The following is a 24,113-nucleotide window of genomic DNA, read 5'->3' on the forward strand; positions in this document are numbered from 1 at the left end:
CCGCCGGAGCCCGAGGAGCCGCACCGATGAGCACACCCGCGCCGGGTCCCGACCAGCCGCACGAGCCTCAGGGGACGTCGGGGCCGCCCGGGACGTTCGCCCACCGGGTCGGCGCGGGGGCGCGCCGGTACGGGATCCTCGTCCTCGCCGTGCTCGCGTTCCTCGTGGTCCGGGCGCTCACCGACGACGACGGCACCGGTGACGTCCGCGTCGGCCAGTGCGTGGCGGCCGGCGACGGTGGCGACGTCCGGGTCGTCGACTGCTCGGACGGCTCGTCGGCGGGCCGGGTCGTGCTCGTCGAGCGCGACGTCTTCACGGACGAGACGAGGGTGCGCGCCCTCTGCGCCGCGCACGGCTCCGACCGGGCCTTCACCTCGGCCCTCGCCGCCGGCGACCGCGGGACGGTGCTCTGCGTGCGTCCGTGAGACAGCGCTCGCCGCCGTTCTCACGGCGATAACTTAAAGTTATCCAACTGCGGATTAGCATCATCCTGCGCTATGTTCGGGGCATGAGCGCACCTTCGAGCGACCTGCTGGCGATGATCCGCGCGAGCGTCATCGGCGACGACCAGGTGATGCACGGGCCCTACGGGCCGCGCCGGGTCACGTATGCCGACTACACGGCATCCGGCCGCGGGCTCGGCTTCATCGAGGACTTCATCCGCGACGAGGTGCTCCCCCGCTACGCCAACACGCACACCGAGAGCTCGGGCACGGGCCTGCAGACGACGCGCCTGCGCGAGGACGCGCGGCGCACCATCCGCGACGCCGTCGGCGGTGACGACGAGACCGTCGTCGTCTTCGCCGGCTCGGGGTGCACCGGCGCCATCGACAAGCTCGTCGGCATCCTGGGCCTGCGCGTCCCGTCCGCCTTCGAGGACCGCTGGCACGCCTCGCGGCTCGTCCCGCGCGACGAGCGGCCGGTCGTCTTCATCGGGCCCTACGAGCACCACTCCAACGAGGTGATGTGGCGCGAGTGCGTGGCCGACGTCGTCGTCATCCCCCAGGACCTCGACGGCCACGTCGACCTCGACGTGCTGCGCCGGCGCCTGGCCGACCATGCGCACCGCCCGCTCCTCGTCGGCTCGTTCTCGGCGGCCAGCAACGTCACCGGGATCGTCACCGACACCGACGCCATCTCCTCGCTCCTGCACGAGTTCGGCGCCCTCGCCTTCTGGGACTTCGCGGCGGCCGGCCCTTACGTCGAGATCGAGATGTACGGCCGCGGCGGGCGCGGGGTCGCCGACCCGACGGCCTACAAGGACGCGGTGTTCCTCAGCCCCCACAAGTTCATCGGCGGCCCCAGCACCCCGGGCGTGCTCGTCGTGCGCCGCGAGCTCATGACCAACCGCGTGCCCGACGTGCCCGGCGGTGGCACCGTCGCCTACGTCAACCCCGCCGGGCACGACTACCTCACCGACCCGGCGCACCGGGAGGAGGGCGGCACCCCGGCGATCATCGAGTCGATCCGGGCCGGCCTCGTCTTCAAGCTCAAGGAGGCGGTCGGGACCCCGACGATCCGCGCCCACGAGGACCGCTTCCTGCGCCGCGCCGTCGAGGCCTGGAGCGAGGAGCCGGCCATCGAGATCCTCGGCAACCTCGACGCGGAGCGGCTCTCGATCGTCTCGTTCGTCGTGCGCTCTGACCGCGGACGCCACCTGCACCACAACTTCGTCGTCGCCGTGCTCAACGACCTCTTCGGCATCCAGGCGCGCGGCGGCTGCTCCTGCGCCGGCCCCTACGGCCACCACCTGCTCGGCATCGACCTCGAGCGGTCGCACGAGTTCGAGCGCGAGATCGGCCGTGGCTGCGAGGGCATCAAGCCCGGCTGGGTGCGCGTCAACTTCAACTACTTCATCTCCGACGTCGTCGCCGACTACGTCATCGAGGCCGTGCGCCTCGTGGCCCGTGAGGGCTGGCGCCTCCTCGGCGACTACACCTTCGAGCCGGCGAGCGGCCTGTGGCGCCACCGCAACGGGCCGGTGGAGCCGCCCCTGCGCCTCGACGACGTGTCGTTCTCCGGCGGTCGGCTGACGCACCCGGCCCGCACCGAGGTGGCCGGCGAGGAGATCCTCGCCGAGCACCTCGCCGAGGCCCGGGCGGTCCTCGCGGCCGCGACGCCGGAGCGCTGCGACGCGGCGCACGTCAACGCCGACTTCGACCACCTGCGCTGGTTCGAGCTACCCGTCGCGAGCCTGTCGCGCTGAACCCGAGGCCTCGGGGCACACGACGGGGCGTTTCTCCCGCGCGGCCCGGGTGTCCAGCATCGGGAGACGTGAGCCGGACAGCACTCGGGGACTACCTCAAGGCCAGACGGGCCCGTCGCTCCCCCGACGACGTCGCCGTCGTGCAGCACGGCTCGCGCCGGGTGCCGGGCCTGCGGCGCGAGGAGGTGGCGATGCTGGCCGGCGTCAGCGTCGACTACTACACGCGTCTCGAGCAGGGACGAAAGCGCCACCCCTCCCCGCAGGTGCTCCGGGCCCTGGGCGGCGTCCTCGGGCTCGACGACGAGGCCCCGATGCACCTCTTCCGCGTCGCCGGTCTCGCCCCCGGCACGTGGCACGGCGACACGACCGAGAGGGTGGACCCACAGCTGTTGCGCCTGCTCGAGGCGTGGCCCGACCACCCGGCCATCGTGCTGGGCCGCGCCTACGACGTCGTGGCGGGCAACCAGCTCGCGCTCGCCCTCTTCGAGGGCTTCGGCCAGGGCCCCAACCTCATGCGGAAGATCTTCCTCGATCCCGATGCGCACACCTTCTACCGCGACTGGGAGCTCGTCGCGACCTACACGACCGCCGGGTTCCGCATCCTCCAGGGGCGCTCCCCCGACGACCCCAGGGTCACGGAGGTGCTGGCGTCGCTGCTGCGCGAGAGCCCGGACTTCGAGCGCCTCTGGGCGCAGCACGACGCCCGCGGAGAACGACTGCGCAGCAAGCGGTTCCGGCACCCACGAGTGGGTGACCTCGAGCTGGGCCTGCTCGCCTTCGACGTGAAGTCGGCGCCGGGGCAGGAGCTCGTCGTCTACCAGGCCGAGCCCGGTTCACCGAGCGAGGCCGCCCTCGACCGGCTGCGCGAGCTCGCCGTGGCCGGCACGCCGCCCGCGGACGGGGCCGCCGGCACTGGCGGCACGGCAGGCCCCGCCAGCTGAGCCCGACCGGCCAGGCGCTCACTGCGCGGTCCAGCCACCGTCCACGGCCAGCAGCGCGCCGGTGACGAACGACGACGCGGGCGACGCGAGGAACACCACGGCCTCGGCGACCTCCTCGGGCCGCCCGATGCGGCCGATGGGGTGGGCCGGGCCGAAGCTCGCGAGCATGGTGCGCCCGTCCTCGACCACGCCCTCCATGATGTCGGTGTCGATGACGCCCGGCAGGACCGCGTTGCTGCGGATCCCGTGCGGGCCTCCCTCCACGGCGAGCACCCGGGCCATCTGGACGAGCGCACCCTTGGACGCGGCATACGCCGTCTGGGTCTCGAAGGCGACGACCGAGGACACCGAGGCGATCGACACGATCGAGCCGCCACCACCGCGCTGCATGACCCGGAACGCCTCACGGGCGTGCAGGAAGTTGCCGCGCGCGTTCGTGGCCAGGATGCCGTCGAACTCCTCCACGCTCGTCTCCGTGACGAGCTTGTTGAGCGTGCGCCCCGCGTTGTTGACGAGGATGTCGAGCCGGCCGAACCGCTCGACCGCGAGGTCGGTCGTGGCGCGGGCCACGCGCTCGTCGGCGGCGTCGCCGACGAGCGTGGCCGTGCGTCGGTCCTCCTGCTCGCGCACGGCCTCCGAGACGTCGCTGGCGACGACGAGGGCGCCGCGAGACCTCAACAGGTCGGCCGTGGCCAGCCCGATGCCTCGGGCGGCGCCGGTGACGACGGCCACGCGGTCGGTGAGGTCGTGGGCGGGGACGGTGCTGGTCACCATGGTGACGGACTCCTTCGTTGCGGTGGTGCTGACCCCGCAACGATGCGGCGGCTCCCACGACCGGGGAAGGCCGCGCCGGTCCGGGGTGCAGCGCACCCACCCTCGGCGGGCTCACCGGCGACGTCGTGACCCCGCGGGCATGCAGAAACACCGATGGCCCCACATCTCTGTGAGGCCATCGGTGTCGATGTCTGCCGACATCATCTGGTAGCGGGGGCAGGATTTGAACCTGCGACCTCCGGGTTATGAGCCCGGCGAGCTACCGAGCTGCTCCACCCCGCGTCGGCAAGAGCAACGTTACGCGAAAGGGCGCGGAGGTCCAAATCGAGGCGCTCCGACCCACCCGAGCTCGGCGCGAACGACGAGCGGCAGCACGCGGATCGCGTGCTGCCGCAAGTCGATTCGACTCCTTGCCCTGGCTCAGTTGCCTGAGCCGGCCGAGCGCGGCGACGCCTCCACGGCCCGCTCGAGCGCCGCCTTGAGGCGCGTCTGCGCCTGCCCGTAGGCGGTGAAGTCGCCGCGCTTCAGGGCGGCCTCCCCCTCGGTGTAGGCCGACTGCGCGTCCTTCAGCGCCTGGGTGAGCGCGGCCGAGTTCGGGGTGCCCGTCGCTCCGGACGTCGGCGTCTGCGACGGCGTCGCCGACGGGGTGCCGCCCGTGCTGCCCGGGGTCGGCGTCGAGCCCGGCGTGGGCGTCGTGGGGGCCGACGCGCCGTTGTCGCCGGCCTGGGCGCCCGACGATCCGCCGAAGAGGTCGTTGAGCGCGGCGTCGAGCGAGCCCGCCCAGGCGATCTTGTCGCCGAAGGCGACCGCGACCGCCGACAGGCGCGGGTAGGTGCCCGACCCGGTCGACCGCGCCTGGACGTAGATCGGCTGCACGTAGAGCAGCCCACCGCCGACGGGCAGGGTCAGCTGGTTGCCGAAGATGACGTTCGCGCCGGTCGACGACGTCGTCGAGATGAACTGAGCGAGGGTCAGCTGTCGACCGAGCGAGGCGTCGTTCGACGTCACCGCCGAGGTGCGCATGTCGTTGTAGACCTGGCCCGGGCCGTTGACCGAACCGCCCGTCGTCTCGAGCAGCCGCATGGTCCCGTAGGTCGACGACCGCTTGCCGTCCGCGCTGCCGGCGTCGCCGTCGACGGCGAGGAAGCCGGAGAGGACGTTGCGGTCACCGGTGGGCATGAACGTCGACGTCAGCGAGAACGCCGGCGCGGGCTGGCCCGGCATGGCGAGCGACAGGTAGTAGGGCGGTTGGAGCAGGTCCGCGCCCTGCTGGGTCGGGTCGTCCGGCACGCGCCAGAAGTTCTGGCCGCCGTAGAACGAGGCGGCGTCGGTGTCGTGGTACTTCTCGAGCAGGCTGCGCTGGACCTTGAAGAGGTCCTCCGGGTAGCGCAGGTGCTCCATGAGCGAGCCCTTGATGTCGGCGAGCGGCTTGACCGTGCCGGGGAAGATGGACATCCAGGCCTTGAGCACGGGGTCGGTCTCGTCCCACTGGTAGAGGTTCACGGTGCCGTCGTAGGCGTCGACGGTCGCCTTGACCGAGTTGCGCACGTAGTTGACCTGCCCGCCCTGCACCGCGCGCACCGAGGTGCGCGTGCTCGTCACGGCGTCCTCGGTCGCGGTGTCGAGCGTCGTCATCTCGGAGTACGGGTAGTTCGCCGACGTCGTGTAGCCGTCGAGCACCCAGAGCACCCGGCCGTCGACGACGGCGGGGTACGCGTTGCCGTCGAGCGTCAGCCACGGGGCGACGCGCTGGACGCGGTCCCGCGGGGTGCGGTGGTCGAGGATGCGCGAGTCGTTGGTCACCGCGTCGGAGAGGAGGAAGTTGATCTCGCGGTACTTGACGGCATACGCGAGGCGACGGACGGCGTCGAGGGCCACACCGCCGGTGCCGGAGTAGCTGTAGGTGATCTGGCCCGTGCCCTGCGGGTCCGGGTAGTCGAACTCGCGCTTGCCGCCACCGACGACCGAGTACTCCGGCGAGCTCTCACCGAAGTAGATGCGCGGCTCGTACTTGCCGAGCGCGCCCTCGGTGCCGATCTGCGACTCGAAGAACGTCGGGCGCCCGTCGTCCTCGCGGGTGTTGCCCTTCGCCGCGACGACCCCGTAGCCGTGGGTGTAGACGGTGTGGTCGTTGAGCCAGTTGCGCTGGCCGTCGGGCACGCCCGTGAGGTCGAGCTCGCGGGCGGCGATGACGGTGTCCTGCGACGTGCCGTCGATCTTGTAGCGGTCGACGTCGAGCACGTCGGCGAACTGGTAGTAGCCCTTGCTCGCCTCGAGCTGCTTGAACGTGGGGCTGACGATGTTGGGGTCGATGAGCCGGATGCCGGGCACCGTCGCCGCGTCGCCGCGCAGCTGACCGGGCGCCGCCACCGTCTTCGTGTCGTAGGACTTCACGTCGATCTTGTCGAAGCCGTAGGCGGCTCTCGTCGCGTCGATGTTGCGCTGGATGTACGGGACCTCGAGCGACTTCTCCGACGGGCGCACCTTGAGCGACTGGATGAGCGCCGGGTAGATGCCGCCGACCGCGACGACGATGACCGCGAGCACCGCGACGCCGACGAGCGGCAGCCGCCAGGTGCGGGTCCAGATGACGGTGAGGAACATGATCGCGCACATGACGGCCGCGATCGCGAGGATGCCCTTGGTGGGGATGTCCGCGTGCGCCTGCGTGTACTGGATGCCGGTCATCCGCGTGGACTGGGCCGTGGCGAGGTTGTAGCGGTCGACCCAGAAGGCGACGGCGCGCACGAGCACGAGCCCGGCGGCGATGACCGACAGGTGGACCCGGGCGGCCTGCGTCGAGCGCATCTTCTGGCCCGCGACGATGCCGCCGTAGAGGTAGTGCGTGAAGGCGGCCGTGATGAAGCCGATGACGAGGATCATCGTGAGGAACGCGACGACGAAGTTGATCCACGGCAGGTCGAAGACGAAGAAGCCGAGGTCGAGGCCGAACTCGGGGTCGGTCGTGCCGAAGGGGCTGCCGTTGCGCCACAGCAGGAAGGTGTCCCACTGGGTGGCGGCCGAGAGGCCCGCGAAGAGGCCGACGGCGAGCGGCGCCGCCACGGTCGCCGTGCGGCGCATCGGCTCGACGAGCTGGCGGTAGTGCTCCATGGCCTGCGTGTCGGGCGACGGCGCGTAGATCGGCCGGCTGCGGAAGGCGAGGTGGATGCTCGACCACACCATGGCCGCGGTCAGCAGGCCCCCGACGACGCCGAGGAGCACCTTCGTCACGACCTGGGTGCTGAAGACGCCCGAGAAGTCGACCGACTGGTACCACAGCACCTCGGTCCAGAACTGCGCGGCGATGGCGATGACGACGAGGAGCGCCGCCGCCACCACGAGCGCCGTGACGAGCGGACGTCGCGTGGGCGGGAGCGCCACGGTGTCCGGTCGTCGGGGCCTGCCCGAGTCGTCGTCGTTGAAGTTGCCCGGAGGGGGGCCGAAGTTGCTGTCGCTCACGTGGAGTGCCTTGGGTGCTGGGGCGGGCAGGGGCTCAGATGGACTCGGGTGCTCGCGGGCCGGCCCGGGCGCTCGGGAGCGCTCGCAACGGACCCGGGGCGACCGCCGGTGGCCGCCTGCGGCAACCATAACCCGCGCCCGCACCGCAACCCCCGGCGCGATACCGCAACGTGACCCCCTCGGCCGTCCCATCCGGACCGGTGGCGAGCCGCAGCGCCCGGATGCGGCAGCATGGAGCCGTGAACGCGCAGCCCGTCATCGACCCCCTCGCCATCGCCGCCCTCGACACCGAGCGCCACGTCGCGGCCGCGGGCTGGGACCAGCCGGCCCGGCTCTTCGCGCTCGTGCGCACGGCCGACCTGCTCGAGCGCGAGCCGCAGCTGCGCGCGCAGATGGGTCCCTCGGACCTCGCCGAGGGGGCCCTGACGGCCATCGAGCAGGAGGGCCTGCAGGCGACGAGCTCGCTCGAGACCCTGCTCGGGCGGATCGCCTGGCCGGCGGAGGTCGACGGGTGCGCCTTCGCCATCGAGCGGATGGTCGTGCCGCCGGAGGCCGAGCGCGAGCTGCCCTCCCGGGGCGAGGAGGCGGTCGACCTGCTCGCCGCCCACCCCGACCGCAAGGACGTGCGCCTCGTCGTCGCCGTGCTGCGCGACGGCCGGTCGATCTGCCTGCTGCGCCAGCGCGAGCACGACTCCGACGACGCGGTGGCCACGGGCAAGGACATCGCCCCCGGCCTCGTCGAGGCGCTCCGCGCCACGCTCACCGACTGAGACGACCTGCTCGGCGGCTCAGCAGCGGGGCAGCGTGCCGGTCCGCCCGGCGGCGATGCCCTCGACGGCCGTGCGGGCCTCGTCGAACGTGCCGACCTTGAGCACGGTGAGCCCGTCCGGCTCGTGGCCGACGACCTCGTCGCAGTTGGCGGCGGGGGCGAGGAAGAAGGTGGCGCCGTCGGCGCGCGCCCCAGCGAGCTTCTGCCGGATGCCGCCGATGGGCCCGACCGCGCCGGCGTCGTCGATGGTGCCCGTGCCGGCCACCTCGTGGTCGCCGACGAGCGACCCGGGCGTCAGCTTGTCGTAGATGCCGAGGGAGAACATCAGGCCGGCCGACGGCCCCCCGATCGAGCCCGCGTCGATGGTGACCTTGGCCGGGAAGTCGTGGTCGAGGCCGAGGATCACCCCGAGCGCCGTGCGTCCCTCCGGACCGGTCACCGTCGGCACCTCGAGCGAGACGTCCTTGCCCGCCCGCGACACGACGATGGTGACCGTGTCGCCGGGCTCGGCCTTCTGCAGGGCGTCACGCACCGTCTGGGCGGACGTGATCGGCACGTCGTCGATGCGCTCGAACCGGTCGCCGGGCTTCAGCAGGCCCTTGGCCTTCGAGGTGTCGGCGAGGCCGGCCACGGCGATGTGGGTCGGCACGTCCTGGCCGATGGCGCGCAGGGCGACGGCCGTGGCCTCCTCCTGCGAGCCCTCCATCTGGATGGCGTTCTCCTCGGCCACCTGCTCCTGGGTCACCGCGGGGTCGAAGACGTCGTCCACGGGCAGGACGTCGCGGGCCGGGTCGATCCAGGCCTGCAGCAGGTCCCAGGCGTCGACCGGGTAGCCCGGGCCGCCCTCGACCCGCACGGTCGTGAAGCGCAGGGCGCCCTCGGTGGGGTAGGTCGGCAGGCCCGAGATCGAGATGACCGGGGTCTTCTTGCCGTCGGGCGAGGTGCCGAGGGTGTTCTGCGTCGGGCCGGGGCTCATGACGGCATACGGCAGGTGCACGAGCGAGCCGGCCACCATGATCGCGAGGAAGAGGAAGAAGACGGCGAGGACCGCCTTGTTGCCGCGGGTCAGGCGGGCCGACCGGGCCTCGGGTGCGCCGAAGGCGGCGGTGCCGGTCTCGGGTGACTGCTCGGGCACGCGCTTGATCGTCCTCACGGCAGTCCGACCCACTCGTCGGCGCCGTCGGCGAAGAGCTGGTGCTTCCAGATCGGCACCGTGGCCTTCAGCTCGTCGATCAGCTCGCGGCAGACGTCGAACGCCTCCGCGCGGTGCTCGGCGCTCACCCCGACGACGACGGCGAGGTCACCGACCTCGAGGTGCCCGACGCGGTGGACGAGCCCGATGCGCACGGCTCGCCCGTCCCCCGCGAGCCGCTCGGCGAGGGCGCGCGCGGTCTCGGCGGCCTGCGGGTGGGCGGAGTAGTCGAGGTGGGCGACCGGGGCGTCCGTCGGGTCGGCGCCGTCGACGTGCGCCGGACGGTCGTGGTCGCGCACGGTGCCGATGAAGAGGCACACCCCGCCCGCTCGGGGCGAGGAGACGCCGGCGAGCACCTCGTCGACCGACAGGGGTGTCTCGCGGATCTCGGCAAGGGTGACCGTCACGCCCGCCATCGTAGGCCGGGTCGCCCCGGGCTGCGTCGTGGGCCGGGAACCAACGGCGGTGATCCGTGGTTGTCTTGGTGTGTGGCCGTCCGGCCGCAGGTGACACGCACGAGTGGGGATGAGCAGGCATGGCCGACGACCGCGGACGCGGTGACGACAACCGCAGCGACCGGGACGACGAGCCCCGCGAGCCCGACACCTCGAGCGAGACCGGCGCCACGGGCGCCGGGGACACCGGGGACACCGGGGACACCGGGGACACCGGCGCGGGTGGGCCGCAGGGCCGCCGACCGGGCGAGTCCCCCTTCGGACTCCCCCTGGACCGCTCGGGGGCCGGCTTCGGTGCCGCGCCCGGCACGGGTGCCGGGCGCGGGTTCGGTGGTGGGTTCGCCGGCCTGCCCGACCTCGGCGGCATGGACGCCTCCGACCTCGGCGCGATGCTCGAGAAGGTGCTCGGAGAGGCCGCCGACAACCCCGAGCTCGCCGAGGCCATGCGCAGCATGGGCGTCGACCCGACCGACCCGGCCACCCAGGCCGCGATGCGCGCCCAGCTCGGCACCTTCATGGCGGCGCAGCAGTCGCCCACCGGCTCGCGCGACCTCGCCACCGAGGTGGCGCGCCGGCACGTGCTCACCGTCGACGGCAACGACGTGCACGACCCTGCGGCCGACCGCGTCGTCGCGGACGCCGTGGCCGTGGCCACGCTCTGGCTCGACGAACAGACCACCCTCGCCGCGCCCGCCTGGCGGGCGACGGGGTTCAGCCGCGCCGAGTGGGTCGACGCGACCATGCCGCGCTGGTTCGAGCTCATCGAGCCGGTCTCGGACGGGGTCACGCAGGCCACGTCCGACGCGATGCGCAAGCAGGTCGGCGAGCTCGGCCCGGAGGCGTTCGGCGAGGCGCTGCCCGAGGGGCTGCCGGCCGGCTTCGACCCGCGCGAGATGGTGGAGCAGTGGGCGCCGATGCTCGGCAACCTCAGCCGGCAGATGTTCTCGGCGCAGCTCGGCCAGGCCGTCGGCACCCTCGCCACCGAGGTCGTCAGCGGCACCGAGGTGGGCCTGCCCCTGACCGAGCCCGGCCTCGTCGCCCTCCTCCCCGGCAACGTGGCGCAGCTGGCCGAGTCGCTCGAGATCGACGTCGCGCAGGTGCGCCTCTACCTCGCGGTCCGCGAGGCCGCCCGCGTGCGGCTCTTCGCCGAGGTGTCGTGGCTCGGGCCGCAGCTGCTCTCAGCGGTCTCGGACTACGCCCGCAACATCACCATCGACACCGAGGCCATCGAGTCGGCGCTGTCGACGATCGACCCCTCGGACCCCGAGGCGCTGCGGGAGGCCTTGCAGGGCAACCTCTTCCGGCCCCAACCCACCCCGGCGCAGCGCGCTGCGCTCGGCCGGCTCGAGACCCTTCTCGCCCTCGCCGAGGGCTGGGTCGACCACGTGACCGATCGGGCCACCGCGCGGCACCTGCCGCAGTCCGCCGCCCTGGCCGAGACCATCCGCCGCCGCCGCGTGGGCGGCGCCGCGCAGAAGACCTTCGCCGGGCTCGTCGGCCTCGAGCTCAGCCCGCGCCGCCTGCGCGACGCGGCCAACCTCTGGGCCGCGCTCGAGAACGCCGGTGGGCCGGACCTGCGCGACGGCCGGTGGGCGCACCCCGACCTCGCGCCCACCTCGGCCGACCTCGACGACCCGATCGGCTTCGTCCAGCGCGCCGCCGGCGAGTCCTCGCCCGGCGCCCCGGACGGCTCGACGGGCTCGACGGACGCGACCGGTTTGACCGACGCGGCGAGCAGCGCGGGCGCCTCCGGCTCCACGGCCGGCGACGAGGACACGATCAGCGCCGACCTCGACGCCGTGCTGCGCGACATCCTCGAGGAGGCCGACCGCGAGCGCGGCGCCGGTGGTGAGCGCGGCGAGCGCCCCGGCGACGACCCGCGGTGACGGGCACCCCCACAGCCGCGTCGTCGCCGGAGCCGTCGCTCGAGCCGACGCTCGAGCGCGCGGCGGACGCCGGCGTGGCCTGGTCCACCCTGCACGCGGACGCCGTGGCCCGGCTCGAGTCCTGGCCGGCGCCGGACGCCCGCCAGGAGCAGCTGCGTCTCGACTTCCTCGCGCACCTCGCCGCCCACCCCGACGCCATGAGCAAGGCCGGGCCGCCGGCCCACCTCACCGGGAGCGTCATCGTCCTCGACGAGGACGGCGGGTCGGCCCTGCTGACGCTGCACCGGCGGGCGCGCGAGTGGTTCCAGTTCGGCGGCCACTACGAGCCCGGTGACGCGTCGGTGTGGCACGCCGCCACGCGCGAGGCGCGCGAGGAGTCCGGGATCGAGGACATCGCGGCGCTGCCCGAGATCGTGCAGCTCGACCGGCACGTGCTCGTCGGCGACTTCGGCACCTGCCGCGAGCACCTCGACATCCGGTTCGCCGCCGTCACGGCGCGCGACACGCGGGCGAGCGTCAGCACCGAGTCGATCGACGTGCGCTGGTGGCCCGTCGACGAGCTGCCCGTCGGCACCCGTGACGAGCTGGCGCCGCTCGTGGCGGCCGGCCTGCGGGCCACGCGGTCCTGACCGCCGCGTCCGGTTGGCGCGACCGCCGCTGCGGTCGTCGTCCGGTCGTCGTCCGGTCGTCGTCCTGCCGTCGCGCAGCCCTCGCCCGGCCCTCGCCCGGCCCTCGCCCGGCCCTCGCCCGGCCCTCGCCCGGCCCTCGCCCGGCCCTCGCCCGGCCCTCGCCCGGCCCTCGCCCGGGGCGACCCGCTCAGTCGTCGCTGAGGTCGAGGCCCGCCGTGGCGGACACTCCCTGGAGGTAGCCGCGTGCCCGCTCGAGCCGCGGGTAGCCCTGCAGCAGGGCCCAGAACTGCGGCCCGTGCCCGGGCTGCAGCAGGTGCGCGAGCTCGTGGAGCAGCACGTAGTCGACGACCCACGCCGGCATGCCACGGAGCTTGTCGGACAAGCGGATCGAGCCCTCGGCCGGGGTGCAGGAGCCCCACCGCGAGTTCTGGTTGGACACCCACCGCACGCTGGTCGGCACGGCCCGCCCACCGAGGTGCTCACGGGAGAGCGCGAGCGCCCGCTGCTCGAGGTCGCCGTCGGTGCGCCGGCGGCGCTGCTCCGAGGCGGCGACCCGGGCCACCATGGTGCGCACCCACTCGCCCTCCTCGGCCCGGCTCATGCGTGCAGGCACGAGCACAACGAGCCGCCCCTCCTGACGGTAGGCCGACACGGTGCGGCGGCGCCGGGCGCTGCGGCGGACCTCGACGGTCACGCCGTCGACCACCGTCTGCACCACCTCGCGCCGTTCCGTCGCCATGAGGGCAGGGTAGGCCCGGGCACCGACACCGTCGCGCAGCGCGGCCGCGCGCCCGCGGCATACCCCATCGGCGCGAGGCGCGCCAAGCGGGGATGAGCATGATTTCGTGCTCAGCGTGCTCTAGGGTTGAACGAGTCGAGGCACCCGTCGGATGGGTGCCAGCATCAAGGAGACACCAATGGCTGACGAGACCTACAAGGGCGAGTTCTACTGCGTGAAGTGCAAGGAGAAGCGCGAGGCCGAGGGCAAGGTTGTCGTTTCCGACAACGGCCGTCGGATGGCCAAGGGCCAGTGCCCCGTCTGCGGCACGAACCTCAACCGCATCCTGGGCAAGGCCTGACCAGGTCGTGACGGCGTCACCGACGCCGTCCATCGAGGGGGCGGGACCACACGGTCCCGCCCCCTCGTGCGTGCCCGGCCGCGTGCTCCCCCGCCGCCGGATGCCGGCCGCCCCCTCGGGCGGGGCTGTGGACGACGCGCTCGCGCCGTCACGCACGGTGCGAGCCTGACCTCGAGGGCGGCGCCCGCCGGGTGCCGCCGGGTCTGGAGGTCCCATGTCCGCTGCCCCCATCCCGCCGCACCCGAGGGTCCCCGTCTGGCTGCGGCCCCTCACCCGACGCCCGGGCGAGGTGCAGTTCGGCGTGCTGGCCGACGGTCCCGTCGTCTCCGGCATCGACACGGTCGAGGCCCTGCTCCTGCGCCGCCTCGACGGCGCCCTGCCCCTCGACGTCGTCGACCACCTCGCCCTCGACGCCGGGATCCCCCACGAGCGGTGGCGCACCCTGCTCGAGCTGCTGGCCGGCCTCGGCGTGCTGACCGAGAGCACGGGTCCCTACGCGCGCGACGCCGACACCCCGGCCCGCCCGGCGAGCCGGGCCACGCGCCCCCCGGCGAGTCCGGCAGCTCCCCCGGCGTCGGGCCCGGGCGCGACGCCGGCACGGCCGTCGGGGACGGACCTCGGAGCAGGCGTCCTCGCGACGCCCCCGGGGAGCCCGGAGGTTCCTGACGGGACCGGCCGGACGGGCGGGATGCCGCGCGTCGTCGTCGACGGCCGCGGGGCCGTCGCGTCCGAGATCGCCGCGGCCCTCGCCCGCAACGGTGTCCGGGTCGTGCACGGGCGCACTGCGGTCGACCGGGCCCTCGCCTCCCCCGACCGGCCGCGGCCCGACCTCGTGGTGCTCGTCGGCTCGCCGGTGGTCGACCCACGGCGCGCGGACCCGTGGCTGCGCCGCGGCATCGTGCACCTGCCGGTCACCCCGGCCGCTCCACGCACCGTCATCGGGCCGGTCGTCGACGGCTCCCCCTCGGCGCCGTGCCTCTGGTGCCTCGAGCACCACCGCGCCGACCGCGACGAGGCGTGGCCGACGGTGATGAGCCAGTTCGTGGCGACGGCCGCGTCGGCGACGTACCCGTGGGGCGGTCAGGGCCGCGCGTCGGCCCCGGCGCCCGGCGAGCCCATCGACACCGGGAACGGCCCGGACGCCGCCTACCCGGCACACGCGGTGGACCCGACAGACCGGACAGACCTGGCAGCCGGGGCCGACGCGGACGGCACGCCCGACGCGCTCGCACCGGGTCTGGCCCAGCTCGTCGTCGGCAGCGTCACGCTGCTCGTCTCGGGCGCGCTCCAGGGGCGGCTGCCCCCGCCGGGCGTCTCCGTGGAGGTGAGCCCGCCGTGGCCCCGGCTCGACCACCGGCGGTGGCCGGTGCACCCGCTCTGCACGGGCCACCTCGTCGCCCAACCCTCGACAACCGGGCCACGCGGGGAGCGCCCGTGACGTGGTGGGCCGGGCCGTGCGCATAGAGTCGGGTGAGCAGATCGAGGCGGGCCCGCCCGGGCCCTGCCCGTCCTGCCCGTGCTGCTGCCGTGCCACCACGAACGGCGCACGGGCCGGCGGGATCGCCGACAGCCACACCGCAGCCACACCGACAGCCACACCGACCGCCACACCGACGACCTGAGGAGGTGCCCCGATGACCGACCTGCCCCGCAAGGCCGTGGTGCGCTCCGCGCGGCTCGCCGCGGTGCCGCTCGGGTTCGCCGGACGCACCGCCCTCGGCCTCGGCAAGCGGCTCGGCGGGCGTCCCGCCGAGGTCGTCGCCGCCGAGCTGCAGGCGCGCACGGCCCAGCAGCTCTTCCAGGTGCTCGGCGAGCTCAAGGGTGGCGCGATGAAGTTCGGCCAGGCCCTCTCGATCTTCGAGGCGGCCCTGCCCGAGGAGCTCGCGGTGCACTACCGCACGACCTTGACCAAGCTGCAGGACAGCGCACCGCCGATGCCGACGAGCTCGGTGCACGGCGTCCTGCGCACGTCCCTCGGCACGCGGTGGCGCAGCAGGTTCGAGTCCTTCGACGACCAGCCGGTGGCCTCGGCCTCGATCGGCCAGGTGCACCGGGCGGTCTGGAAGGACGGGCGCGACGTCGCGGTCAAGATCCAGTACCCCGGGGCCGGGGCCGCCCTGATGAGCGACATCCGCCAGATCAGCCGCGTCGCGAAGGTCGCCGCGGGCTGGGTGCCGGGCATCGAGCTCGGGCCCATCCTCGACGAGCTGCGCGACCGCATGGCCGAGGAGCTCGACTACCGCCTCGAGGCCGACTCCCAGGCCACCTTCGCGGCCGCGTTCGCGGGCGACCCCGACTTCCACGTCCCCGAGGTCGTCGAGGGCCGTGAGCACGTCATCGTCTCCGAGTGGATGGACGGCGTGCCGCTGTCGCGGATCATCGCCGAGGGCACCCCGGAGCAGCGTGACCGCTCCTCGCAGCTCTACCTGCGCTTCCTGCTCGCCGGCCCGGCCCGGGCCGGGCTGCTCCACGCCGACCCGCACCCGGGCAACTTCCGGATGACCCCGGACGGCCGGCTCGGGATCATCGACTTCGGCGCCGTCAACCGCCTGCCCGACGGCATGCCGCCGGAGATCGGGCCGCTGCTCACGACGGGCCTCGAGGGCAGCGCCGAGGAGGTCCTCGAGGGACTGCGCGAGATCGGCTTCGTCAAGAACACCATCGACCTCGACCCGGAGCGGCTGCTCGACTACCTCGAGCCCTTCATGGCGCCGTTCCGTGACGACACCTTCACCTTCAGCCGCGACTGGCTCCGCGGGGTCTTCGCCCACATCAACGACCCCCGGCAGCCGAACTACGCGGTGGCCTACAAGCTCAACCTGCCGCCGGAGTACCTCCTCATCCACCGCGTGTGGGGCGGCGGCATCGGCGTGCTCAGCCAGCTCGGTGGAACCGTGCACGGCCGCGCGATCGTCGACGAGCTGCTCCCGGGGGCGGACCTCCCGCCGGTCGGCACGGCGGTCTGAGCCGACCGGGGCTCACCACCAGGCCGGGTCGAGCTTTCCCTCGATGGAGCGCAGGTGCTCCCGACTGCAGCGGTCGCAGGTCCAGCGGGAGCGTCCCCCGTCGCTGCCGCGGCTCCACGTCAGCCGCGCGGCCGCCTGCTGCCCCGGGGCGGGTGTGGCGCCGCAGGTGGCGCAGACGAGCTCGGCGTCGGGGCCGGCCTCGGGGTCGGGCGTGCGGCCCGTGGGTGGGGTGCTCGGGTCGTCCATCGCGTCTCCTTCCGCTGACTCGCAGTATCCGCCCGGACGGTCCCGGACATGCGAAACCGCGGGTGACGTGCGCGTCACCCGCGGCTCGCTCACTCGATTCAGTTGTCCTGCGGTGCGCCGCTCGGCGCTGTCGTTCACTTCTGGCTGTGGCGTCGACTGGCGCGGATCTCCTGCGCGATCAGGCGGGCGCTGCGGCGGATGCCGCTGCGGTCCTCGCGCTGACTGCGCTGGGTGATGCGCTCGCGAGCCAGCATCTCGAGCTGGTTCATGACGATCTCCTGGTCTGTGAAAAAGGTTGGTGTCGTTGGCTGCCCGCACGGGGGTCATGCGTTGTCACGCACGCTCAGGCAGCGACGGGGTGCTTGCGCGGACGTCCACGCGGGCGCTTCCGGGCCACGATGGCGCCCTGGACGAGCAGCTGCCCGCCCCACACGCCCCACGGCTCCTGCCGCTCGAGGGCCCCGGCGAGGCACTGGGTGCGTGCCGGGCAGAGCCCGCAGAGCGTCTTGGCGAACTCGACGTCCTCCGGGCGCTCGGCGAACCAGAGCTCCGCGTCGTAGTCGCGGCACGGAATGGTCTCGCCGACCTGCTCCGCCTCGGTCCTCATGTCGATCAACTCGCTCAGCTGCATCGTTCTCACCTCCGTCTCCAGGGCGCCCGTCGCGGGGTGCCCCTGCTCACTCGTGTCTGGCCTGGTCCGCAGACCGGCACCGGTGGTGCGCGTCTCGGTCCTGCTGCTCGGCATCCGGGGAGTCATGTCGTGTCCCTGTTCCCTGATCTGTCAGGCACCCGGTCGGGTGCTTCCTCTGCGGTGTGGTGCGTGCTGCGGGCGGAGCGGCGATCGGTGCTCAGACGGTGCTGGGGCACGAAAAAGGCCGCGGACCCGGTGATGTCGGGTTCGCGGCCTGTGAGGCGTCAGGTCTGGTCAGACCGGGGGCCTCCCAGGACGGGAGCGAACGACATCGGTGGTCTTGTACGAGGGGGCGAACGTGCGGTCGTCGACCGAGACGTCTCCCGTGGTCGGGGCGATGAAGGCGCCGAGGCGGCCGCCGAGGACGGCGGCGGACAGAGCGATCCCCTGCTCCGGAGCGTGCATGGCCGCGAGGCGGACATCGCCGGTGGTCGGCCGCAGACGCACGGAAAGGACGCAGGAGACTGCGTTCATCGTCATCGTGGTGTTGTCCATCAGGCCGACCTCCTCACTTCTGCTCACGGGCCCCAGCTGACCACCTAGGTCACTGGGCTTGACTTCGACAAGGGTACGCGTGCGCCTCCGAGCCGAACAACTCATTTACCGAAGATTTCCGAGACTTTTTTCCGCAGCCACCATCACGCGCCGGATTCCTCTGCAGCAGAACGGCTTTCGATCAGATCCTGCGGATCGGCGCCGCCGAGGATGGCGAGGATGGCGGCGCCGTACTGCTCGATCTTGCGTGCTCCCACACCGCTGATCACCGACAGCGCCCCCTCGTCGGCGGGGTCGTTCTCCGCGATCGCGGTCAGCGTCGCGTCGGTGAAGACGACGAAGGCCGGCACGCTCGCCTCGCGCGCGACCGCGAGACGCCACGTGCGCAACCGCTCGTACGTCGCCTCGTCGTACGTCGGCGGACAGGTGTCGCACCGGCCCGTCTTGCGCTGCGCCGCCGTCACCAGCTCGGCCCCGCAGCTGCGGCAGTGCGCGATGCGGGCCACCTTCGGGGCGGCGCGTCGCGACCCGGCCGACCGCGACTCGGTGCGGGCGCCCTGCCCGAGGATGCCGGCCGCGGGTGCGAGGAAGCGGGAGACCCGGCGGGTCGACCGCGCCCCGGGCGTGCGGGCCCCGGACCACGAGATGAACAGCTGGCGCCGGGCCCGCGTCAGGCCGACGTAGAGGAGGCGCCGCTCCTCCTCCACGGCGTCGGGGCCCTCGGCCATCGAGATCGGGATCAGCCCGTCGGAGGCCCCGACGAGGAAGACGGTGTCCCACTCGAGGCCCTTGGCGGCGTGCAGGCTCGCCAGCGTGACGCCCTGGACGGTGGGGGCGTGCTGCTCCGCCGCGCGGCGGTCGAGCTCCGCGACGAGCTCGGGCAGCCGGGCGTCGGGCACCGCCACCGCGAGGTCGTCGGCGAGGGTCGCGAGCGCGAGCAGCGACTCCCACCGTTCCCGGGTGGCCCCGGCCCCGGCGGGCGGCTCGTGCGACCAGCCGGCTCCGGTGATGACGTCACGGGCCAGCTCGCCCAGCGGCTTCTCGCCGTCGTCGCTGCGGGCGGCGCCGCGCAGCAGCAGGATGGCGTCACGCACCTCCTTGCGGGCGAAGAAGCGGTCGCCGCCCCGCACGAGGTAGGGCACGCCGGCGTCGGCGAGGGCCGACTCGTAGGCCTCGGACTGGGCGTTCGTGCGGAAGAGCACCGCGATGTCCCCGGCGGGGTGGCCCGCGGCCACGAGCGACCGGATGCGCTCGGCGACGGCCGCGGCCTCCGCCGGGTCGTCGGGGTGTCCGGTCAGCTCCGGCTCGGGCCCCGCCTCACCCTGCGCGAGCAGGCGCACGGCGCCGTCGCGGGCCGCCTGCGTGCCCGAGGCCACGATGGTGTTCGCGAGGGCCACGATCTGGGGCGTCGAGCGGTAGTTGCGCACGAGTCGCACGACGTGCGCCTTGGCGAAGCGCTGGGGGAAGCCCACGAGGTGCCGGGGGCTCGCGCCGGTGAACGAGTAGATCGTCTGGGCCGGGTCGCCCACGACGCACAGGTCGTCACGCTCCCCGAGCCACTGGTCGAGGAGGCGCTGCTGCAGGTCGTTGACGTCTTGGTACTCGTCGACGACGAACTGGCGGTACTGCCCCCGCACCGTCCGCGCGATGTCCTCGCGCTCGTCGAGGATGCCGACCGTCAGCAGGAGCACGTCCTCGAAGTCGATGACCCCGCGGCGCTGCTTGACGTCCTCGTACGCCTCGAAGAGGCGTGCCATGGCGGTGAGGTCGAGGCCGGGGGGCTCGCGGCGCTGCTCGCGGGCGCGGGCGGCGTACGACTGCGGCGTCAGCAGGTTGACCTTGGCCCACTCGACCTCGGCGGCGAGGTCGCGGATGGTGGTGCGGTCGAACTGCAGGCGCAGCCGGCTCGCCGCCTCGGCGACGGCCGGCGCCTTGTGGCTCATCACCTCGGGAGCGGCGCCGCCGATGGCCTGCGGCCAGAAGAAGTGCAGCTGGCGCAGGGCCGCGGCGTGGAAGGTGCGCGCCTGCACCCCTTGCACGCCGAGCCCGCGCAGGCGCGAGCGCATCTCGCCGGCCGCCCGGGCGGTGAAGGTCAGCGCGAGCACGCGCTGCGGCTGCTGCGCCCCGGAGTGGACGGCATACGCGATGCGGTGCGTGATGGCGCGCGTCTTGCCGGTGCCGGCCCCGGCGAGGATGCACAGCGGGCCGGGCGGCGCCATCGCGACCTCGCGCTGCTCAGGGTCGAGGCCCTCGAGGATCTGGTCGGCGGTCGGTGCGGCGCTCAGGAGCGATCACCCTTCGCGGCGGCGAGCACGCTCGCGGCGTGGTCGGGCACGTAGTTCTGGTCGGCCTGCGGCGGGCGCTCGTAGCCACGGGGCGCGGGCCGCGCGGGCACGGGCGGGACGTCGGGGCGGACCTGTTCGTGCGGGATGGACGCGAGCAGGTGGTGCATGACGTTGACCCGCGACCGGCGCTTGTCCTCGGACTCCACGACGTGCCACGGCGCCCAGTCGGTGCTCGTCGCGGCCATCATGACGTCCTTGGCCTCGGAGTAGTCCTCCCAGCGGGTGATGGACTCGAGGTCCATCGGCGAGAGCTTCCACTGCCGCATCGGGTCCTTCGCGCGCGAGCGGAACCGGCGCTCCTGCTCGACGTCGGAGACGCTGAACCAGTACTTGCGCAGGATGATGCCGTCGTCGACGAGCATCCGCTCGAAGACCGGCGCCTGCTCGAGGAAGCGCGCGTGCTGCTCGTCGGTGCAGAAGCCCATGACCCGCTCGACCCCGGCGCGGTTGTACCAGGACCGGTCGAACAGCACGATCTCGCCCGCGGCCGGCAGGTGGGCCACGTAGCGCTGGAAGTACCACTGCGAGCGCTCGCGGTCGGTCGGCGCCGGCAGGGCCGCGATGCGGGCCACGCGGGGGCTGAGGTACTCGGTGATCCGCTTGATCGCCGAGCCCTTGCCGGCCGCGTCACGCCCCTCGAAGACGACGACGACGCGCTGGCCCGTCGTGCGGACCCACTCCTGGAACGCGACGAGGTCGGCCTGGAGCCGTCGGACCTCCGCCTCGTAGACGGCGAGGTCCATCTTGGGGGATCGTTTTGCACCGCGCGTCGCCATGGAGTCATCCTTGCACCGAGGGGAGACGCCCGGAGGGGGCGTCCCCACCGTCCGGCCCCGCACGGCCGGACGACCGGACCACGAGGAGCACCATGCCCGCCACGCCCGACGTCACGCCCGCGGAGGGCTCGGTCACGATGTTCACGACGTCGTGGTGCGGCTACTGCGCACGGCTCAAGGGCCAGCTGACGCGCGAGGGCGTGCCGTTCACCGAGATCGACATCGAGGGCAGCCCCGAGCACGTCGACTTCGTCGAGCAGGTCAACGGGGGCAACCGCACCGTGCCCACCGTCGTCTTCCCCGACGGCAGCGCGGCGACGAACCCCTCGCTCGCCGAGGTGCGCGCCCGCCTCGCCGGCTGACGACCGGGCCGACGACCCGGCCGACGACCCGGCCGACGACCCGTTCGGCGGCCGGCGCGGGATCAGGGGCGGCGGTCGCCCGGCCCCGCTGCCGCTGACTCGACCGTCTCGCCGAGCCAGTGCTCGATGATGCGCTTGGCGATGGAGATGCCGCTCGGCGTGCGCACCGAACCGTCGCGCAGCGCGGCGCGGTACTGCGCCCGGGTCACCCAGCGCGCCTCGGCCATCTCGAGGGGGTCGAGCGTCAGCTCGGTCTCGGTCGTCCGGGCGGCGAAGCCGATCATCGCGGACGACGGGAACGGCCACGGCTGGTTGCCGAGGTAGCGCACGTCGTGCACGGCGACGCCGACCTCCTCCGCCACCTCGCGGGCGACCGCCGCCTCGAACGACTCCCCGGGCTCGACGAAGCCGGCGAGCACCGAGAAGCGGCCCTCCGGCCAGTGCGCACCGCGCCCGATGAGCAGGCGGTCGTCCGGGTCGACGACCGACATGATGACCGCGGGGTCGGTGCGCGGGTAGTGCTCGGTGCCGTCGCGCTCGCAGCGGCGCACCCAGCCTGCCTGCGTGGCCGTCGTCACCGACCCGCAGCGGGGGCAGTGCGCGTGGGTCGCGTGCCAGTTGGCGAGGGCGAGCACCGTCGTGAAGATCCCCGCGTCGAGCGGGCCCAGGCCCTCCCCCGCCTGCCGCAGCGCGAGCCAGCGGCGCGCGCCGGCTCCCCCGTCCGCCGCGGCCTCGCCGTCCGGTTCGTCGTCCGGTCCGTCACCGACGACGCCGACGTATGCCGTGCCGTCGGGTCCGCGGCCGAGGTGCAGGGCCAGCCGGGCCGCGTCGGCCGCCTCGGGGGCCCGCAGCACGAGGGTCAGCCTGCCGTCCCCGGCGGCCCCCTCGGACGTGACCTCGAGGCGGTCGCCCCGCACCTCGGCCACCCGGGTGGCGGGATCGGCCAGCAGGGCGGCGAGCACGTCGGGCCGACGGCGCTCGTGGGCCACGCGGTCGAGCGACGGCCGGGCGAGGGCCAGGTGCGCGAGGGGCGCGGCGGAGATCGGGTCCGGCGCGGCGCCCGTCCCGGATGCCGCGTCGACCGGTCCCGTGCCGCCGGCAGGTCCGTGGCGGGTCGGGTCGGTCGGGCTCGTCGTGCCGGTCGTCTCGGACGTCTCGTCGGTCAGGGCCACCCGATCAGACTAGGACGGCGACGAACGGGACCGGCACGGGCGTCGCCTCCCACGCTCGGCACGCCGTGCCGCATACGGTGGAGGGGTGACCCGCAGCCCGCTTGTCCTCGCCGCGCTGGCGAGCTCGGCCGTGCCCGGGCTCGACCCGGTGAACGTCGAGGGCGTGGTGACCCGGCCCGGCGACCTCTTCGAGATCGCCTACGTCCAGGACAGCCAGCACCGCCGGTGGGTCGTCAAGGCCCCGCGCACGCCCGCGGCCGGGGCGATGCTCGACGACAGCGTCGCGCTCGGGGCCCTCCTCGGGCGCCGTCTCGACGTCGCGATGCCGATGGTCCGGGGGCACGCCCCGGTGCCGGAGGGCCGGGCCGCCGTCTATCTCCGGCTGCCGGGCCGTCCGCTCGACTTCGCGGGTCTCACGCCCGGGGCCCTCGCCGACGACGTCGGCCGCGCCCTGGCGCACATCCACAACGTCGAGCACCTCGTCTTCGAGGAGGCCGGGCGCCCCACCTACGACGCGGAGTCGCACCGGCGCCGGCAGCTCTCCGAGCTCGACCGCGCCGCGGCCACGGGGCACGTGCCCACCGGGCTGCTGACGCGGTGGGAGCACGCCCTGGAGGACGTCTCGATGTGGCGCTTCGCGCCGACCGCGGTGCACGGCACCTTCACGGGCGAGAACGTGCTCGCCTCGTTCGACGACGACGAGGACGCCTCCACCGGTCGCGTGCGCGGCGTGCTCGGCTGGGAGGAGAGCCGCGTCGGCGACCCGGCCGACGACTTCGCCGAGCTCGCCGAGGTCGCCGCGCCCGCCGCGCTCGACGCCGTGCTCGAGGCCTACGCGCGCTCGCGCGTCGAGCGCCCCGACGCCTCCCTCGTGCGCCGGGCCCGCCTTGCCGCGGAGATGACGCCGTTGCGCGTCCTGCTCCGGGCGCTCGCCGCGGGCCAGATCGAGGTCGTGGAGCGCACGGCCGAGCAGCTGCGCGCCCTCGACGCGCGGGTGGATGACGACGACCGCCGCCGCGCGGCCGAGGACGCCCGTCGCAGCGAGCGCACCCGGCTCGCGCAGGAGCAGGCAGCCGCAGCGGCGTCCACCCCCGCTGCCGGCGCCCAGGCCGCTGCGGCAGCCACGGGAGCCGGCCCGGGTGCCGACGACGAGCGCCGTGAGCCGGAGCTGCCCTGGGACGCCACCGCGCCGCACGTGCCCTTCCCGATGCTCGGCGAGACCCAGGCGGTCTCGATGGTCGACGAGCTGGCGGACGGCGACCCGTCGACGCCCACCACCGCGACGGGGTCGGACGACGCCCGCCCGGTCGGCCACTCGGACGGCCCGACCTCGACCCCGCAGACCCACGAGACCCACGAGGCTCACGAGGCTCACGAGGCCCACGCGGCTCCCGCGGACCCGGCCGCTCCCGCCGCGGAGCCCGAGGAGCGCGAGGAGCACACCGCAGACGAAGAGCCCACCGCGGACGAGGAGCCCACCGCGGAGGAGTCGCAGCCGGTCCCGGTGGTGGCCGCGGACGCCGACGACTCCGCCTTCGAGATCGACGAGGTCGAGGCGCTGCCCGAGGAGGCCGACGGCGTGCTCGACCTGCACGAGGGCGCCTCGGACTTCGTGCCCGTCACCCCGGCCGAGCACCCGAAGGACCGCTGAACCCGCCCACCCCACCGAA

23 protein-coding genes and 1 tRNA gene are annotated in these 24,113 nt (G+C 73.9%); 11 read left to right on the top strand and 13 right to left on the bottom strand.

All coding sequences use genetic code 11. The features are described from left to right. Window positions 1–26 precede the first annotated feature (26 nt). The 3 genes from ABT295_RS07365 (at window position 27) to ABT295_RS07375 (ending at window position 3,147) form a co-directional block, all read left to right on the top strand. Entirely contained in the window at window positions 27–425 is a 399-nt protein-coding gene (locus tag ABT295_RS07365; protein ID WP_352393745.1) for a hypothetical protein, read from the top strand. A gap of 83 nt (window positions 426–508) precedes the next feature. Then, window positions 509–2,206 carry an aminotransferase class V-fold PLP-dependent enzyme gene (locus ABT295_RS07370; protein ID WP_352393746.1) on the top strand — a complete coding sequence of 566 codons (1,698 nt, stop codon included), beginning with the start codon at window positions 509–511 and terminating at the stop codon, window positions 2,204–2,206. A gap of 68 nt (window positions 2,207–2,274) precedes the next feature. Beyond that, on the top strand, window positions 2,275–3,147 hold the full coding sequence (locus ABT295_RS07375; protein ID WP_352393747.1) for a helix-turn-helix transcriptional regulator: 873 nt from the start codon (window positions 2,275–2,277) through the stop codon (window positions 3,145–3,147). Window positions 3,148–3,165: 18 nt separating this feature from the next. Here the strand turns inward: ABT295_RS07375 and ABT295_RS07380 are convergent, their stop codons facing one another. From ABT295_RS07380 to ABT295_RS07390, 3 genes are all read right to left on the bottom strand, one after another. After that, on the bottom strand, window positions 3,166–3,921 hold the full coding sequence (locus tag ABT295_RS07380; RefSeq protein ID WP_352393748.1) for an SDR family NAD(P)-dependent oxidoreductase: 756 nt from the start codon (window positions 3,919–3,921) through the stop codon (window positions 3,166–3,168). A 205-nt stretch (window positions 3,922–4,126) separates the two neighbouring features. Further along, window positions 4,127–4,203 (bottom strand) — tRNA-Met (locus tag ABT295_RS07385). Between the two features lie 138 nt (window positions 4,204–4,341). After that, complete coding sequence (locus ABT295_RS07390) at window positions 4,342–7,380, bottom strand: UPF0182 family membrane protein (protein ID WP_352393749.1); 3,039 nt, start codon at window positions 7,378–7,380, stop codon at window positions 4,342–4,344. Window positions 7,381–7,601: 221 nt separating this feature from the next. Here ABT295_RS07390 and ABT295_RS07395 point away from each other — a divergent pair, with 221 nt between their 5' ends. Continuing rightward, complete coding sequence (locus ABT295_RS07395) at window positions 7,602–8,150, top strand: PPA1309 family protein (protein WP_352394697.1); 549 nt, start codon at window positions 7,602–7,604, stop codon at window positions 8,148–8,150. Window positions 8,151–8,168: 18 nt separating this feature from the next. Here ABT295_RS07395 and ABT295_RS07400 read toward each other — a convergent pair whose 3' ends face one another. Together ABT295_RS07400 and ABT295_RS07405 are read right to left on the bottom strand one after the other, a co-directional pair. Then, a complete protein-coding gene (locus ABT295_RS07400) occupies window positions 8,169–9,284 on the bottom strand; it encodes a YlbL family protein (protein ID WP_352393750.1) in 1,116 nt (371 codons plus the stop codon). A 14-nt stretch (window positions 9,285–9,298) separates the two neighbouring features. Further along, window positions 9,299–9,757, bottom strand: a complete 459-nt coding sequence (locus ABT295_RS07405; RefSeq protein ID WP_352393751.1) for a molybdenum cofactor biosynthesis protein MoaE — start codon at window positions 9,755–9,757, stop codon at window positions 9,299–9,301. A 119-nt stretch (window positions 9,758–9,876) separates the two neighbouring features. Here ABT295_RS07405 and ABT295_RS07410 point away from each other — a divergent pair, with 119 nt between their 5' ends. Both ABT295_RS07410 and ABT295_RS07415 read left to right on the top strand, forming a co-directional pair. Beyond that, complete coding sequence (locus ABT295_RS07410; protein ID WP_352393752.1) at window positions 9,877–11,682, top strand: zinc-dependent metalloprotease; 1,806 nt, start codon at window positions 9,877–9,879, stop codon at window positions 11,680–11,682. Then, entirely contained in the window at window positions 11,679–12,311 is a 633-nt protein-coding gene (locus ABT295_RS07415) for an NUDIX hydrolase (protein WP_352393753.1), read from the top strand. The genes ABT295_RS07410 and ABT295_RS07415 overlap by 4 nt, the downstream gene beginning before the upstream one ends. A 187-nt stretch (window positions 12,312–12,498) precedes the next feature. On the opposite strand, the gene ABT295_RS07420 is transcribed toward ABT295_RS07415, so the two are convergent. Further along, on the bottom strand, window positions 12,499–13,050 hold the full coding sequence (locus tag ABT295_RS07420; RefSeq protein WP_352393754.1) for a M48 metallopeptidase family protein: 552 nt from the start codon (window positions 13,048–13,050) through the stop codon (window positions 12,499–12,501). A 178-nt stretch (window positions 13,051–13,228) separates the two neighbouring features. Here ABT295_RS07420 and ABT295_RS07425 point away from each other — a divergent pair, with 178 nt between their 5' ends. The 3 genes from ABT295_RS07425 to ABT295_RS07435 all read left to right on the top strand — a co-directional run bounded on the left by ABT295_RS07425 (window position 13,229) and on the right by ABT295_RS07435 (window position 16,356). Beyond that, window positions 13,229–13,390 carry a DUF5679 domain-containing protein gene (locus tag ABT295_RS07425; RefSeq protein ID WP_020143053.1) on the top strand — a complete coding sequence of 54 codons (162 nt, stop codon included), beginning with the start codon at window positions 13,229–13,231 and terminating at the stop codon, window positions 13,388–13,390. Window positions 13,391–13,604: 214 nt separating this feature from the next. Then, a complete protein-coding gene (locus ABT295_RS07430) occupies window positions 13,605–14,828 on the top strand; it encodes a hypothetical protein (protein ID WP_352393755.1) in 1,224 nt (407 codons plus the stop codon). A 196-nt stretch (window positions 14,829–15,024) separates the two neighbouring features. Continuing rightward, window positions 15,025–16,356 carry an ABC1 kinase family protein gene (locus tag ABT295_RS07435; RefSeq protein WP_352393756.1) on the top strand — a complete coding sequence of 444 codons (1,332 nt, stop codon included), beginning with the start codon at window positions 15,025–15,027 and terminating at the stop codon, window positions 16,354–16,356. 12 nt (window positions 16,357–16,368) lie between these two features. On the opposite strand, the gene ABT295_RS07440 is transcribed toward ABT295_RS07435, so the two are convergent. From ABT295_RS07440 to ppk2, 6 genes are all read right to left on the bottom strand, one after another. Then, entirely contained in the window at window positions 16,369–16,602 is a 234-nt protein-coding gene (locus ABT295_RS07440; protein WP_352393757.1) for a hypothetical protein, read from the bottom strand. A gap of 134 nt (window positions 16,603–16,736) precedes the next feature. Continuing rightward, window positions 16,737–16,871, bottom strand: coding sequence for a hypothetical protein (locus tag ABT295_RS07445; protein WP_345507481.1), 135 nt, complete (start codon window positions 16,869–16,871; stop codon window positions 16,737–16,739). Between the two features lie 74 nt (window positions 16,872–16,945). Further along, on the bottom strand, window positions 16,946–17,233 hold the full coding sequence (locus tag ABT295_RS07450) for a WhiB family transcriptional regulator (RefSeq protein WP_345507480.1): 288 nt from the start codon (window positions 17,231–17,233) through the stop codon (window positions 16,946–16,948). Window positions 17,234–17,527: 294 nt separating this feature from the next. Then, window positions 17,528–17,788: a hypothetical protein gene (locus ABT295_RS07455; RefSeq protein WP_352393758.1), complete on the bottom strand. Its 261-nt coding sequence runs from the start codon at window positions 17,786–17,788 to the stop codon at window positions 17,528–17,530. A 143-nt stretch (window positions 17,789–17,931) separates the two neighbouring features. Then, window positions 17,932–20,073, bottom strand: a complete 2,142-nt coding sequence (locus ABT295_RS07460; RefSeq protein WP_352394698.1) for an ATP-dependent DNA helicase UvrD2 — start codon at window positions 20,071–20,073, stop codon at window positions 17,932–17,934. After that, entirely contained in the window at window positions 20,070–20,909 is an 840-nt protein-coding gene (gene ppk2, locus ABT295_RS07465; RefSeq protein WP_502991077.1) for a polyphosphate kinase 2, read from the bottom strand. The genes ABT295_RS07460 and ppk2 overlap by 4 nt, the downstream gene beginning before the upstream one ends. A gap of 92 nt (window positions 20,910–21,001) precedes the next feature. On the opposite strand from ppk2, the gene ABT295_RS07470 reads away from it, so the two are divergent. Continuing rightward, a complete protein-coding gene (locus ABT295_RS07470) occupies window positions 21,002–21,271 on the top strand; it encodes a mycoredoxin (protein ID WP_345507477.1) in 270 nt (89 codons plus the stop codon). A gap of 62 nt (window positions 21,272–21,333) precedes the next feature. Here ABT295_RS07470 and nudC read toward each other — a convergent pair whose 3' ends face one another. After that, window positions 21,334–22,443: an NAD(+) diphosphatase gene (nudC, locus tag ABT295_RS07475; RefSeq protein ID WP_352393759.1), complete on the bottom strand. Its 1,110-nt coding sequence runs from the start codon at window positions 22,441–22,443 to the stop codon at window positions 21,334–21,336. 85 nt (window positions 22,444–22,528) lie between these two features. Here nudC and ABT295_RS07480 point away from each other — a divergent pair, with 85 nt between their 5' ends. After that, window positions 22,529–24,094 carry a phosphotransferase gene (locus ABT295_RS07480; RefSeq protein WP_352393760.1) on the top strand — a complete coding sequence of 522 codons (1,566 nt, stop codon included), beginning with the start codon at window positions 22,529–22,531 and terminating at the stop codon, window positions 24,092–24,094. Window positions 24,095–24,113 lie beyond the last annotated feature (19 nt).

The organism is Terrabacter sp. NPDC000476, from assembly GCF_040300125.1.
In the GTDB taxonomy this organism is placed as follows: Bacteria; Actinomycetota; Actinomycetes; order Actinomycetales; family Dermatophilaceae; genus Terrabacter.